This is a genomic window from Shewanella sp. SW24, assembly GCF_025653395.1.
Taxonomy (GTDB): Bacteria; Pseudomonadota; Gammaproteobacteria; order Enterobacterales; family Shewanellaceae; genus Shewanella; species Shewanella oncorhynchi.
The window spans coordinates 25,841-40,131 of sequence record NZ_JAKKSH010000023.1 but is presented as its reverse complement, the minus strand read 5'-3'; the positions used below and the strand labels follow the sequence as shown (position 1 = coordinate 40,131).

At 43.7% G+C, this 14,291-nt stretch carries 13 protein-coding genes; 5 read left to right on the top strand and 8 right to left on the bottom strand.

Annotated elements, in window-relative coordinates:
* Positions 1 to 76 precede the first annotated feature (76 nt).
* Positions 77 to 532, top strand: a complete 456-nt coding sequence (locus L5M17_RS16995) for a hypothetical protein (protein WP_011787488.1) — start codon at positions 77 to 79, stop codon at positions 530 to 532.
* Between the two features lie 35 nt (positions 533 to 567).
* Entirely contained in the window at positions 568 to 1,383 is an 816-nt protein-coding gene (gene mutM / locus L5M17_RS16990) for a bifunctional DNA-formamidopyrimidine glycosylase/DNA-(apurinic or apyrimidinic site) lyase (RefSeq protein WP_011787487.1), read from the top strand.
* 62 nt (positions 1,384 to 1,445) lie between these two features.
* Here mutM and L5M17_RS16985 read toward each other — a convergent pair whose 3' ends face one another.
* From L5M17_RS16985 to L5M17_RS16975, 3 genes are read right to left on the bottom strand one after another with little or no spacing between them, the layout of a single operon-like run.
* Positions 1,446 to 3,170 carry an ArnT family glycosyltransferase gene (locus tag L5M17_RS16985; protein ID WP_011787486.1) on the bottom strand — a complete coding sequence of 575 codons (1,725 nt, stop codon included), beginning with the start codon at positions 3,168 to 3,170 and terminating at the stop codon, positions 1,446 to 1,448.
* A 9-nt stretch (positions 3,171 to 3,179) separates the two neighbouring features.
* Entirely contained in the window at positions 3,180 to 3,845 is a 666-nt protein-coding gene (locus tag L5M17_RS16980) for a TVP38/TMEM64 family protein (protein WP_011787485.1), read from the bottom strand.
* A gap of 1 nt (position 3,846) precedes the next feature.
* A complete protein-coding gene (locus L5M17_RS16975; RefSeq protein WP_011787484.1) occupies positions 3,847 to 4,578 on the bottom strand; it encodes a glycosyltransferase family 2 protein in 732 nt (243 codons plus the stop codon).
* 234 nt (positions 4,579 to 4,812) lie between these two features.
* Between L5M17_RS16975 and L5M17_RS16970 the strand changes: the two genes are divergently transcribed.
* Together L5M17_RS16970 and L5M17_RS16965 are read left to right on the top strand one after the other, a co-directional pair.
* Entirely contained in the window at positions 4,813 to 5,976 is a 1,164-nt protein-coding gene (locus tag L5M17_RS16970) for a nucleotide sugar dehydrogenase (RefSeq protein ID WP_011787483.1), read from the top strand.
* 23 nt (positions 5,977 to 5,999) lie between these two features.
* The gene (locus L5M17_RS16965; protein WP_011787482.1) at positions 6,000 to 7,007 is read left to right on the top strand and encodes an NAD-dependent epimerase; all 1,008 of its coding nucleotides are present in this window, start codon (positions 6,000 to 6,002) and stop codon (positions 7,005 to 7,007) included.
* Positions 7,008 to 7,072: 65 nt separating this feature from the next.
* On the opposite strand, the gene L5M17_RS16960 is transcribed toward L5M17_RS16965, so the two are convergent.
* Both L5M17_RS16960 and coaD read right to left on the bottom strand, forming a co-directional pair.
* The gene (locus L5M17_RS16960; protein WP_011787481.1) at positions 7,073 to 8,548 is read right to left on the bottom strand and encodes a capsule assembly Wzi family protein; all 1,476 of its coding nucleotides are present in this window, start codon (positions 8,546 to 8,548) and stop codon (positions 7,073 to 7,075) included.
* Positions 8,549 to 8,638: 90 nt separating this feature from the next.
* Positions 8,639 to 9,130 carry a pantetheine-phosphate adenylyltransferase gene (gene coaD / locus L5M17_RS16955; RefSeq protein WP_105250747.1) on the bottom strand — a complete coding sequence of 164 codons (492 nt, stop codon included), beginning with the start codon at positions 9,128 to 9,130 and terminating at the stop codon, positions 8,639 to 8,641.
* Positions 9,131 to 9,412: 282 nt separating this feature from the next.
* Between coaD and L5M17_RS16950 the strand changes: the two genes are divergently transcribed.
* Positions 9,413 to 10,486: a glycosyltransferase gene (locus L5M17_RS16950; protein ID WP_263148626.1), complete on the top strand. Its 1,074-nt coding sequence runs from the start codon at positions 9,413 to 9,415 to the stop codon at positions 10,484 to 10,486.
* A gap of 426 nt (positions 10,487 to 10,912) precedes the next feature.
* Here L5M17_RS16950 and L5M17_RS16945 read toward each other — a convergent pair whose 3' ends face one another.
* The 3 genes from L5M17_RS16945 to L5M17_RS16935 form a co-directional block, all read right to left on the bottom strand.
* Entirely contained in the window at positions 10,913 to 11,872 is a 960-nt protein-coding gene (locus L5M17_RS16945; protein WP_263148625.1) for a glycosyltransferase family 2 protein, read from the bottom strand.
* Positions 11,873 to 12,049: 177 nt separating this feature from the next.
* Entirely contained in the window at positions 12,050 to 13,135 is a 1,086-nt protein-coding gene (locus L5M17_RS16940; protein ID WP_411568944.1) for a CDP-glycerol glycerophosphotransferase family protein, read from the bottom strand.
* Positions 13,136 to 13,159: 24 nt separating this feature from the next.
* Positions 13,160 to 14,245: a glycosyltransferase gene (locus tag L5M17_RS16935; protein ID WP_263148623.1), complete on the bottom strand. Its 1,086-nt coding sequence runs from the start codon at positions 14,243 to 14,245 to the stop codon at positions 13,160 to 13,162.
* Positions 14,246 to 14,291 lie beyond the last annotated feature (46 nt).

Below are 14,291 nucleotides of genomic sequence, written 5' to 3'. Positions count from 1 at the left end.
TCGCTTAAGGGCTAGCATCTCAATTTGGCCGTGATAAACTCGAAGCATCACCCCATACTTAGCGTTACACATTTCTATGGCATTAACTCGTAAGCAATGGAATAACATCATCATAGTCGCCTGCGCCTTTATGGTCGCCGTGCTGACTTTTATGGATAACAATACCAATAATGTTCCGAGTGATGCTCAGCGACTGTTTGACGATAATGCACCGCTTTCACAGCTGCAACTCGACGGGTTATGGCTGCACAAGCAAGCATCACAATGGGAGTGCGACACTAAAGTCCTCAACTGTGATGAATGGGCAAAGGCGTGGCAAACCATACGGGTATCCCCCTTAACCGCCGCGCCAGAAACCACAGATAATCCACAAGAATTAGTCATCCAGATTGCAGATATCCGCGATGCTCAACTGTGGATCTATTTTCCCAATGAAGGCGCCTTAAAGTCTCCCGCAGGTAATTGGTATTTAGTACCACCGAGTTTAAGAGCTAAACTGCAACCGATCCTCGATGCGAAACCCGCAACTTAATGTCACCCAATTTTACTTAAGATAAGAAAGAATCCATGCCGGAATTACCAGAAGTTGAAGTCACCCGTCAGGGTATTGCCCCCTACCTTGTCGAGCAAACCGTAATAGATCTTGTGATCCGCAATGGCTCTTTGCGCTGGCCTGTGCCTGACATCGCCAAACAGATTATCGGTCAAGTTATACGCCAAGTGCGACGCCGTGCTAAGTATCTGTTAATCGACACTGATGCGGGCACTAGCATAGTGCATTTAGGCATGTCGGGGAGTTTACGGATTTTGCCCCACGATACCCCAGTGGAAAAGCATGACCATATCGACTTAGTGCTCGCCAACGGCCGCATTTTACGTTTTAACGATCCAAGACGATTCGGTGCTTGGCTATGGTGTGAACTCCCAGAAGAAGCGCATCCATTACTTGCCAAACTGGGGCCAGAGCCACTGACTAATGCTTTTAATGTCAAACAATTAGCAGCAGCTTTAACGGGCAAGAAAAAAGCGATCAAACTCTGTCTGATGGATAATCATATCGTAGTGGGAGTGGGCAACATTTACGCCAATGAAGCCCTGTTTGCGGCGGGCATTCATCCAGAGGCCGAAGCAGGTAAAATAGATATAGAGCGTTTGACCGTTTTAGTTGCCGAAGTGAAGCAAATCTTAGCCCACGCCATTAAGCAAGGCGGCACTACGCTCAAAGACTTTACCAATGCCGATGGCAAGCCGGGCTACTTCGCCCAAAAACTGCATGTCTACGGTCGCGGCGGTGAAACCTGCACCAGCTGCGGTAACCTACTGAGTGAGATCCGTTTAGGCCAGCGCACCACAGTATTCTGTGGCATTTGCCAGACACGCTAACTATCACTCGCTAATAGCCGTAAAAATGCCTGCAATTGCAGGCATTTTATTCATTATATTGGTTACTCTTTTAACCAGCGCCCAGGATGATCGGTAAAGTAACGATATTCGCGTTTAGGCTTTTCGCACTGCGGCTTTAGCTCAGTGGCAGATAACAAAATCCACTCATCACGATGGGCCATTCCCATGCTCTTGCCGCCTTTAATATCGAAACAACTCAGCTCAGCCCCGCTCGGCACTAATAAATAACGTTGTTTATTTTCCTGCATCCATTGCCATGCATTACGCTCTTGTTCCTCAACCGAAGCAAGATAACTAAAGTGCGTCACACTCATGGGAGAGAACAAAATAAACTGCTCTTTAAAGTTCACTAGGCCTAGCTCAGCGTCTTCGCCAATCACCTCCGCCGTATGCAGCATCAAGCTTCTAGGAGTGCGCATTTCATCGAGCATAGAATACCCCCAAGTACTGATCAGCACCCAGCCTAAGGCAGAGACAATCCCCATCTTAACGAGAGCAAACTGTTTACGGGCGAGCCAAAGCAGCAGGAACCAGAGCAGACCAAGCAGGATAAATAGGTAGCCAATACCCGTTAAATCATCGGTATAGTCGGCAAGGGCTTTGACTAATGCGGGATGGTGAATAAGCGCAAGCACACCCGCCAGCAAGACCACTCCACCTAAAAACCACAGTAATCCGCTGACGAGTTTTTCAAACCACACTTTAGGCGCAACACCCGTTAACACCGCTGAGGCCGCCAGCGCCAACATAGGCAAAGCCGGCAGAATATACACATTACGCTTACCCGGACTGATGCTGAAAAACAACACAACCAGTGCCACCCATATCAACAACATTGCAATAGTAGGATCGGCCTTCACCTTCTGCACCCATTGTTTCCAGTAAGCAACCACCAGCAGCGAAATAGGGAACCACATCCAAGGAATGACACTTAAGACAAAGAAATACCAAGGCTTAATATGATGCCAAGCGTTGACATAACGCTCACCGGTTTGCTTAAACAAGATGTTGTTTTGATAAGCAACAAGTTCGGGCGTGCCATGGGTTTGCACTGTCAGCACCATGGGCACCAACCAGCAGGCAATCACGGCAAGCATAGCCAAAGGCCCAGCAAGACATAACCAAGTTAAACGACCTTGAAAACGGCTTTTGTCTTTAACTGCATAAATACCAATAGGGATCAGCATTAATAAAGGCAAAAAGCCGACGCCCTTAGTAATCACCCCTAGCCCCATAAATGCCCAGCCAACAAAATACCAACGCCAATGGGGACCGAGCATAAAGTGGCGGATCAAGCCGTAGCATCCCACAGTGATCCAACACATCACCATGGCATCGATCTGGGCATTTTTAGCCTGCATTAAAAACTGCGGCACAATTAACAGTAACAGGGCGGCATTGCGGCCAACACGTACATTCCACAATCTGGCGCCAAGATCGTAAACCAGGAACACAGTCAGCAGGCCGCACAAGGCGTTAGGGAGGAGGAAAGCGAGCTTAAGGGAACCCGTCAGCTGGTAAAATAGCGCGATAGCCCACATGAATACCGGCGGTTTATCAGGGTAGTACTCGCCGCCACGGGTAGGAAATAACCATTGCCCCGAAGACACCATTTCCCGTGCGACTTCCACAAACCGCGGCTCATCTGCAGGCCAAGGGGATCTAAAACCCACTCCTACCAGCAAAACCAGCAAGCTTATCAAGAGCAAAGGCCAGAGTACTTGGTAGTAATCCTGACGATTGAAACGGCGACTAAGAGCTTCCATCCTGAATCCTTATGCTTCGGTTTCCAATTCATCAACCTGTTTACGCAGGCTAGAACGGTACAAATACGCGCCAATCACGCTTGATAGGATAAATAATCCGATACTGATCCCTAGCTGATGATGATCCGATAAACCTATACCCGCGCCCGCAAAGCTAAAAATCAACATCTGCGGCAAATAGCCTAATACGCTGCCCAGCATAAAGCCACGCGCAGGAACATGAGTTGCACCAGCAAATAGATTGGTGAGTAAATTACTGCCGACGGGCAGTAAGCGTATCATCAGCACTTTCAACCAGGTTTTGTCGCTGATAAGAGCTTCAAACTTTTGCAACCTACGGCCAAAGCGGCGCTGTAAACTGCTGCGGATAGTTAATCTCGCCACATAAAAGGCCGATACACAGCCCAGTAAGGCAGCTAGAGTCGAAAACAGCCCACCATAGATGCCACCCAAAGCAAAACCAAAAACAAACGCGATGACTTGTCTTGGACCACCCACAGCGGTAAACAAGGCTCCAATAGCTAACAACACTAAAAATGCAAACCTGCCTTTATCAGCAATAAAATGCGCGACCCAGTTGCTATCAGTAACGTGCTCGAATAATCCCTGTTGGGCGGCAAGCATCAATACCAGCAAAATACATACGATAAATATCGCCTTATAGAGTCGCTTCATCTTAGTCGCGCCAGCTCGATTCACTGCGTGCAATCTTGGCGACTTTGGCTCTGCGCCCAAGCCAGATCACGCCCATAATATCGACGATACCAACCCAGACACGATTCCAAGCCGTGTACTTAGAGATACCCACTTGACGATCCCTATGATTCACCACCGAAATAAAAATCTCACCGTCCATACGCCGCACTAAAGCAGGAATATACCTGTGCATATGGTCGAAATAGGGCAAGCGAAGGAAGGTTTCACGGGGAATTAACTTAAGGCCGCAGCCCGTATCAGGCACGCCATCGTGCAGAAGCGCATCGCGAACTTTATTCGCAAAGCGAGACTGGAATCGCTTCCAGGCCGTATCTTTACGATTTTTACGGTAGCCCGCAATACAGAAGTGCTCGGCTTGGATCTGAGGCAACTGGGCAAACATGGCCGGAATATCGGCGGGATCATTTTGACCATCGGCATCTAAGGTCACAATATATTTGCCGCGCGCATGTAAAACGCCAGTCGAAATGGCGGTACTCTGCCCTGTGCTACGCTCATGGCGAATCGCTTTCGCATCACATTGCTGTTCAGCTGCGGTACGCATCACTTCACCAAAGGTATCGTCTTGGCTGCCATCATCTACGACAAGGATTTCAAACTCAGTCAAACCTTGGAGGGCTTGGCATATCTCTTCCATCAGGGGGCCAATATTGCCCACCTCATCTTTAGCGGGGATCACAATAGAGATCAATTCAACGCTCCACAACTTTATGACAAAAAATACGGTAGCACATAATTATTGCAAAATTAAAATCTGGAAAAATAGGGATGATTGGCAAAAAAAACACTAATTCAGAATTATAAACTGGCCAAACAATAAAGAAACAGCACTTAATTTGGAACTGTGGATTTCATAGTATGGACATATTTATCGATAAAATAAGTGTTAGTTTATTAAGCAAAACGCATAACCTTAAAATAATCTATGAATATTGTTGTTGTGGGGATGGGCTATGTGGGCCTATCAAATGCCGTCTTATTGGCGCAGCAAAACCAAGTCACTGCAATTGATTTAGTTCCTGAACGTGTCAAGCAAGTTAACGAGCGTAAATCCACTGTGGTCGATGAATTAATCGAAGACTATCTGCAAAACAAACCGTTGAATTTAACTGCAACAATGGAAAATGTGGCCTTTCAATCGGCTGACTTTGTGATTATTGCGACTCCAACAGACTACGATCCTCAGACTAATTATTTTAATACCCATTCGGTTGAAAGCGTCATTCGTGATGTACTCGCTGTTAATCCTGATACGACGATTATCATCAAATCGACTGTCCCCGTCGGCTATACCGCAGCATTAAGGCACAAGTTTAAGAGCGACAACATACTCTTTTCTCCAGAGTTTTTACGCGAAGGTAAAGCCTTGTATGACAACCTTCATCCCTCACGGATCGTCGTCGGTGAACGCTCGGCGCGTGCCCAAGTCTTTGCAGACCTTTTAGCCAAGGCGGCAATCAAGCAAGATATTCCTATTTTGCTGACCGATAGCACCGAAGCTGAAGCGATTAAGTTATTTGCTAATACATTTCTCGCCATGCGGGTCGCCTACTTTAACGAGCTCGATACCTATGCAGAGAGTCGAGGATTAAATACTCGCCAGATTATTGAGGGGGTTAGCCTCGATCCGCGTATTGGTGATTATTACAACAATCCTTCTTTTGGCTATGGCGGGTACTGTCTTCCGAAAGACACTAAGCAATTACTGGCTAACTACAATGATGTCCCAAACAATTTAATCAGTGCCATTGTCGACTCAAACACCACACGTAAAGACTTTATCGCCGACGCTATTATCCGTAAGCAGCCAAAATGTGTAGGAATTTATCGTTTGATCATGAAAGCCGATTCAGACAATTTCCGCGCCTCAGCAGTGCAAGGCGTGATGAAGCGCATTAAAGCGAAAGGCATTGAAGTCGTCGTGTTTGAGCCTGTACTTAAAGAAGATTATTTTTTCAAATCTCGCGTGATGAGAGACTTAACTGAATTTAAGTCACTATGTGATGTGATCGTCTCCAACCGTATGGTTGATGAACTCAATGATGTTGCGGATAAAGTCTATACCCGAGATCTATTTCACCATGATTAATACACTTTAAATAAAGGTCATAAATGAAATACTTAGTCACAGGCGCTGCGGGTTTTATCGGCGCCAAAGTCAGTGAACGCCTTTGCTTGCTTGGCCATGAAGTTATCGGCATTGATAACCTCAATGACTATTACGACGTCAATCTCAAATTGGCACGTTTAGACCTTTTACAAACTTTAGATAATTTCCATTTTATTAAACTCGATCTCGCAGACAGAGAAGGTATTGCTGCGCTTTTTGCGCGGCATGCATTTCAACGTGTTATCCACCTTGCGGCTCAAGCTGGAGTACGTTACTCGCTCGACAATCCGTTAGCCTATGCCGACAGTAATTTAATTGGCCATCTCACTATTTTAGAAGGATGTCGCCACCATAAAATTGAGCATCTCGTGTATGCCTCATCTTCGTCTGTATATGGGTTAAATCAGAAAATGCCCTTCTCCACTGAAGACAGCATAGATCATCCCATTTCACTCTATGCCGCCACGAAGAAAGCCAATGAGTTGATGTCGCACACTTACTCACATTTATATCAATTACCGACGACAGGTCTGCGCTTTTTTACCGTCTACGGCCCTTGGGGCCGTCCCGATATGGCTTTATTTAAATTCACCAAAGCCATACTAGCAGGTGAAGTGATCGATGTGTATAACCATGGCGACCTCAGTCGAGACTTTACCTATATTGATGATATTGTTGAGGGAATCATTCGGGTACAAGCCAAACCACCTCGCCCAAATACGGACTGGACAGTAGAAGCTGGCACGCCGGCCACCAGCAGCGCACCATATCGCGTCTTTAATATTGGCAATGGTAGCCCAGTGCAGTTACTCGACTTTATTACAGCGCTAGAAGATGCCTTAGGCATTAAAGCGAACAAGAACCTGCTACCGATGCAGCCGGGCGATGTGCATTCGACATGGGCCGACACAAGTGACCTATTTGATGCCGTTGGCTATAAGCCATTGATGGATATTAATACTGGGGTCGCACAATTTGTGGACTGGTATCGCCAGTTCTATAACAAATAAGTTAGCGCCCAAAAGCCAAACAAAAAGGCCTGCAAGAATGCAGGCCTTTGCTTTAGTCATGAATGTTAGAAGCGATACTCAAAACTACTGAAGAGCGTGGCATTAGTATCATTTTCTTGAACATCAAATTCCGATCTCGATACCGTTCCACCTAAGCTCCACATGCCTTTCCATACAGGCATACGGTAAGAAAGCTCAAGCATCAACAAATCTTCCTTCGGTGGTTGTGGCGCCCAAGTGCTCGCCACATTAGTGCCATCTTTATTCAACTTCGCATAACGCAATAAAGAGGTAAAACCTCGGCTGTTACTAAACTGGCCGACTAATCCCACCACAAACGTTTGAGCATCGCTATCATAGGTTGAGCCTAAAGCACGGCCATAATAACGAGAACCACTTAGATAGACAGGATCTTCATAGAAACAATTGGCACTATCGCCATCGCATTTTACATAGGTATCTGAATATTCCATAAACAGCTTAAACTGCTTACCCGATGTGCCAAAATGGGTATCAATCCCCCAAAGTGAGCCGCAGTCACTACCATTCTCACAACTATGTTCGAGATATAATCCCACAGGAATATCCTGCAAAGAGCTGGTATAGCGCATATCGATACTTTGGGTTCTATGGCCTGCATCGCGGCGCTCATCTGGCGTGCAATTACTTGTACCATCGAGGCAAACTGAATTACTGGCAACCGAATCCCACCAAGAATTGAAGTTACAATCTTGGCCCTCTCCGCAAAACAATGTCGACCACGACAGACCCACTTCTAGCTGCTTAATCGGTCTTGCACTTAAGCGCATATCCCACTCAGCCGTTTTAGGCACAGCACGATCAACTTCCGTTAAGCTAAATCCGGTTTTAAAGGTCCAAGGGCCAATCCAAGATAACCAAGGTGTTTCAAAAGCCGCGGCATTGTTACGGCTCAAGGTTAACGATGACATAGGGCGGGCATTATTAGAACGATGTAGAGCCGAGTCAAACCCCGGTCCCCACCACTGCTCAACCGCGCCTAAGGTTGCGATCCAATTGCCAAAAATGATGGCAAAATAAGACTCATCAAGGCGGAAGTTTTTATTATCTTGCGGATCATAGGTTTCTGCCACAGTCGCCTTATAAGCAACACGCGATCCTAAATACTCGTAGGAGCCCAGCACTTCACCTTTCTCGCGATAGTCAGAACCATAATGTTGAAAGCGAGCAGGATCAGATGCTGCCGATACTTTTATCCGTGCATTACCACGATTATCGACAGCATTTTGATAATAAAAATTAACCCGTGCAAAGGCTTGTACTAAAGAGGGAGAAAGCAGCTCTGGCTCAATTTTCGCTAAATCACCACCAATGCCTGACCACATCAATGGATAAGTATTCACTGGCACAGTGATCACACCCGCATCAGCAAGTGCTTGAATGTCAGCTCTAAGATATATATCAGAGGCATCGACCCAAGGTGCAGCAGCAAGCATTGAAGAAAAAAATATGCCAGAGGCAATGCTAGTAGCAAGGATCGTGGGGGAAAAAAAAGCCTTCATAACATCCTTTTAAGTATCATCACAAGGCAAAAATGCCTCAAAGTTAACACAAAACTCCTACGTAAAAACTATCTAGTTCGCAGGTAAAATCTAAGGTTTAACCAACTTAAGCTTTGCCGCCAATGCAGCCGTTACTTCAGGGTGAACAAACTGGCTCACATCGCCACCATGCAAAGCGACTTCCTTTACTAAGGTTGAAGAGATAAATGAGTTTTCCTCGGCAGGCGTTAAAAACACGCTTTCCAGATCAGGGCTCAATCTGCGATTCATATTTGCTAATTGGAATTCATATTCAAAGTCGGATACCGCGCGTAACCCACGCACAAGTACACTGGCCTTTTGCTCCTTGGCAAAATCCACTAGCAACCCAGAAAACCCCACCACCTCGACATTATCCAAATGAGCAGTTACCCGATTGACCAATTCAACTCGCTCTTCAAGGGTAAATCTAGGCTGCTTGGAAGGGTTAGCCGCAATGCCAATCACCACATGTTTAAACAGTTTAGCCGCACGCTCAATCAAGTCGGCATGACCATTGGTGATAGGATCGAAAGTTCCTGGGTAAATTGCTCTTGTATGCACTTTGCTGACTCAACTCACATGGATGCCAAAAATCATTGCTCGCCAGTCTACTCGTTTTAGCCAAGCGAGTGAATAATCGCAGCAAAAACGACTTTAAATACCGATAAAAAACTTAAAAATAAGCAAGAACGCTATTGATTAAGCCCATGTAAAGGCACGAACAGGTATAATGTTGCACGAAATTAAAACCGACCACATACAATGTTGATCCCCTATTTAACGATATACACTGAGCAGTGTTAGGTTTAAAAACGACGTTTGAAGACACGCAGAAGAGCATATATGAAGAAAATCGCGATTTTTTGCCATAACTTTTTCTCCAACGGCACAGTGAAAGTCGCCTTGTCGCAGGCAGAAGTGTTACAGGAAGCAGGACAAGATGTGCATTTGTTTGTGTTTCACAGGGAAGGCGATTTTATACCTCCGCAAAATGTGACCATTCATTATCTGTTTGAAGCGGGTCAAAAACCTTCGCTACAGGAGCAGATACAACAACTCAAAGCTAAAGTGAGCGCCGCCGAAAAAACGGGTAAGTTTTCACTCTTTCTCAGTAATTCAACTGACTGCGATGTTGTTGTTTCCGGCTGTCATTTCGATCCTTGCTACTACTTCTGTCATTGTGCGTTAAAACAAGAGTTATTGATGGAGTTAAAACGCGGTCCAGTACACTTCTGGCGCAGATGGAAAAAAGCCAAGGCCCTGATCGGCAAAAAAATCATCACAGTCTCAAATGGTATTGCCGACGAACTCAGAGCCACTTCTTGGTTAAAACCCCAGAGCGTGCAAACCATCTACAACCCTTTTCGCTTAGAAGAAATAAAAATTAAGACTCAAGAAGTTATCGCCGAAATTCCCAATGAGCCTTATATGATCCATGTGGGTAGAGTCACTCGTCAAAAGCGCCATGACATTCTCTTCAAAGCATTGAGGGATATGCCGACAGCACCTAAACTCGTGCTTCTCTGTAATCGACCAAATAAAGCGCGTAAATTAGCCAAAAAATACGGTGTTGAGCACCGAATTATCACACCCGGTTTTCAACATAATCCCTATGCTTGGATTGCCAACGCAGAATTAATGCTACTGAGCTCAGATTTTGAAGGCTTGCCAACGGTAGTCATTGAGTCATTGGCCTGTGGCACCCCCGTCGTAAGCACTGACTGCCCTCACGGCCCGAATGAAATCCTTACCGGACATTTAGCTAAATATTTGGTTCCCGTTCGCCAACCTGCATTGTTGGCACAAAAGGCTCTGGAATGTCTGGCATCGCCTCCATCGCTTGAAGACCTTGCTATTCTTAAAGCCGTAGATAGTCAAAGTATTGCTCTACAGTATATTAAATTGGGTAAGGATTAAACCAAACGATTACTTCCTAACGAACCTGAAATGCATATAAAAAGAGAACAAAAAGCCACGAACTTAACGTTTGTATAGGACTATGAATCGCGAAAAACTTTGGTATTAAAGGAATCGTAGTTGTGTGTAGTGGTATTGTGAATTTTAGGGGGGCATTACTTATACATTTCAGCCTAAAAATCACGTTATTAAAGTCATGAGACTAGAAAAACCAATACCAATGTAGACTTGAAGCTAACTAAATAACTGATCCTAATAGTACTACATTTTGCCAAAAACTTTGCAGTGTAAAGCGTTACCACAATCGGGTAGCAGAGCCTTATATTGCAATACTTAGATCACGATACAAACTCAATACTACTTGTAGAAACTGCATGAGTGCCGTGAACTACTATACGACAGCTATTAAGATTGATTTTATTGTAGCTAAACTGTTTTCATTAGCTTTTTATACGCTATGTACAGATAAATACGATGCCCACGCCATGTTAATAAACCTTTAGCATCTAGATCTCTTAACTCTTCAGCAAAAGCTTGTAACATAACAACTCTCTGGTCTTGATCTGCTTGCATACACTTTTTAAATTGATTACTTAAAAGAGGCCGCAGTAAATTGTGTCTTATATGCTTTAATTCTTTGCTAATCATATTTTTTTTATAAGAGTTATAGATTGAATTTATTGCTATATGATAGTCTTTAATAAGTTTTAAAGTGGGCCTCTGCTGTGTTATTGACTCTTCAAACTTTGTATACAAATATAATTCAGCTGGAATGACTACCGTTTTTGGACGTTTTTCCATAATAGAAAAGCTGTATGAAATATCTTCATAATGCACTCCAGGAATAAAACGCTCATCTTCAACCAGCTCTTTCTTATAAAGTTTATTCCATACAACAGAACCTATTTTATTAGGCCGCTTATTCTTATGATATAATGGCTCATTCACTATAATCACATCTATTTTTTCAATATCAAATAATTTATCTGGCTTCTCAAAACCATCAGAGTAAACACTTTGCCATACGACTAAATCAGCTTGTTTTTTTTCAGCCCAAAAGAGAGCTATTTCTAATGTTTGCGGCTGTATGGCATCATCAGAATCGACAAAACATATATAATTACCTCTAGCAAAATCCAAACCAGTATTACGTGCAACAGACAAGCCTTGATTAACTTGGTTTATTACTTTTATCCTATTATCATTTTTTTCATACTCAGCTAAAATAACGCCACAATTATCTGGCGAACCATCATTGACACAAATAATCTCAAAATCACTATATGTTTGAGCTAACACACTATCCAAACACCTTGCCAAAAACCTCTCAACCTTATAGACAGGAATAATAATAGATATTATAGGTTGCATTTTTGTTACTGCCATTTTTATTTAACATCCTAATATACTTTTGTTTCAACGACAGACTAGACAATCAAATACTATAAAAATACCCCCCACATTTAGAATATCATATAATAACAGAAAATATTCTGTACTTATGATGAACATCGGAATTTGAGCTCAAAAATATCAACGTTAGAAAACACTGAATCCAAGTGTTTAGCTCAAGAACTTCCAATAACCTAGCTTGCGCCGCATCTTAAAATGGCGCAACAAGTTCAATGGTTTAGGTTTTAGCCAATCAGTGCCTTTATCAATCAAAGCATCTGTTGCGGCTAAAACTCGCTGGCTAGATTGACCATCGCCCGTAGGGTGAATTTGATTGCAATAATCATGGATGTGCACCATCAAATCATCAGGACGACTCAGTGCTCGCGTTAATGCAGATTCAATATCCTCAACCCGACTGATATCGATTAAATGATCTTTCGGTGACTGATTTTTAAAGGTCACCACTGGTTTTCGCTGCATTAAAAACATCAACAGAATCGATGAAGTGTCACACAACATCACATCCCCCGCCTGCAGCAAAGGGATCACATTATCAGTTTCAACAAACTGTAAATTCTCGTTTTCTAAAGCCTTGTACTGCTCAACAATTTTAGGGTTCATCTTTGGATGAAATTGCACTAACCAGCGCCATTGGCTCTTTTGCGACAGGGCTTTAATCTGCTCAAATACCACAGGTGCGCAGGTCAAACTTGGGGAAAATGTTGAGCAAAAGAGTACTACTGGCCTTGGGTCATCAGCTTTGATATAGGGATTATCTTTATTCTCAAGAAATAGGGGGTCGAGCGCAGGCCATCCCGTTTCAACTACAGTAAAAGTACCAAACTTTTTCTCTAGTTTCAGAAAGGGCAGAGTCGTCGCAGGGCCTTGGGTACAATACAAATCAAAACAATCTCTGATTTCGAAGTGATCTTCTCGGCCCTTATGATTCATTTTCCCCGCATTAAATCCATGGAATACGCCCACTTTAACCCCAGGAATAAAACGAGGGACAACGTTCCCTGGGACGAATACCGCATCTGGTTTCCACGCTTTCACAGCATCGATGCTCTGCAAGCGCAGTTCATCGGTTTTTAAAAACTTAGGATCGACCTCATTTCCCTCTAAGAACCAGCTAATCTCATCACCTCTTTCCAAAATGACTTGTTGAAGTGGCCTTAACATCGCATAGGAATAGTTTTGCGCTATGTAAAATAAATAACGTCTTTTGGCTTGTTTGGCTTCTTCCACAAGCATGCTCCTAAAACACAAACGAATAAATTATTTTGCCAACGCTAAATATTGTTCGGCAATTAAGGTCGCATCGACTTTGGCCAAAATCTCAACCTGCTCGAGGGATGGCGGCAAGCGAACAACCTCGTCTATCATTTTAGCTAACGCTTTGGGATCACGACGCGGCACGAGATAAGGCACTAAATTACCCGTTAAAATCTCACTGGGTCCATGTGGGCAATCAGTGCTCACAACAGGAGTCCCACAAGCTAAAGATTCAATCAAGACTGTCGGTAAACCTTCAAAATCAGAGCTGAGCACTAATGCCTTAGCCTGCTTAATCCATGGAAAAGGATTACTTTGAAAACCGGGAATAATTAATCGCTTTTCAATACCAAACTTTTTCGCTGCTTTTATCGCTTTTTTGTGGTTATGACACAAGAGCACGACAGGAAGTTGATTTTGCGTGAGTTTGAGGGCTTCAAACAACACATCATGGCGCTTTTGCTTAGCAAAGCGACCGACATGAATAAGATAATCTCCCTGAGGGATTTGCGGATTATCTTGCTGTGATTGAGATGTGATTTCGTTAAATTCAAATGGATTATAGATAGTTTGCATAGATGCTGGATGCAAACGACCTTTATCTTTAATCTCCTTTGCTATGCCATTTGAGACAGTAATCAAATGCTGGCCATTGAGCGCTTTTTTGGATTTTAGCTTCTTGAAATAAGCAAACGGTCCCAGTTTAAATTGGCGGCTCAACTCTTCTTCTACAGAAGAATGGACTATGACATAAAGCGGTGAAACACCAGTTTTGGTCATCATTGAATTGGTTTTATCTAAATTTGATAAAAACAAATCAAACTTGCCCACTTGAGATTCAATTTCCGCGATTTTTGCGCTGAGTTTGTTAACCGAAGCATTCAATCGCCCAAAATGGTCGAAATCTTTATCCTTAGGGACAAAACATTGATGAATGGGTAAGTCATCTGGGATTTCATAATAGCGATTATCTTCCATGACTAAAAAATGCGGCTCATGCCCTAAGCGAATAAATTGCTTGGCTAAGGTAATCATGACCTTTTCGGCTCCGCCACCCGCTAAACTGTCAATGGCAATGGCTATCCGCATGATTTATCTCCTAAACGATATTCTGAATACCCACCGCTAATGCAGC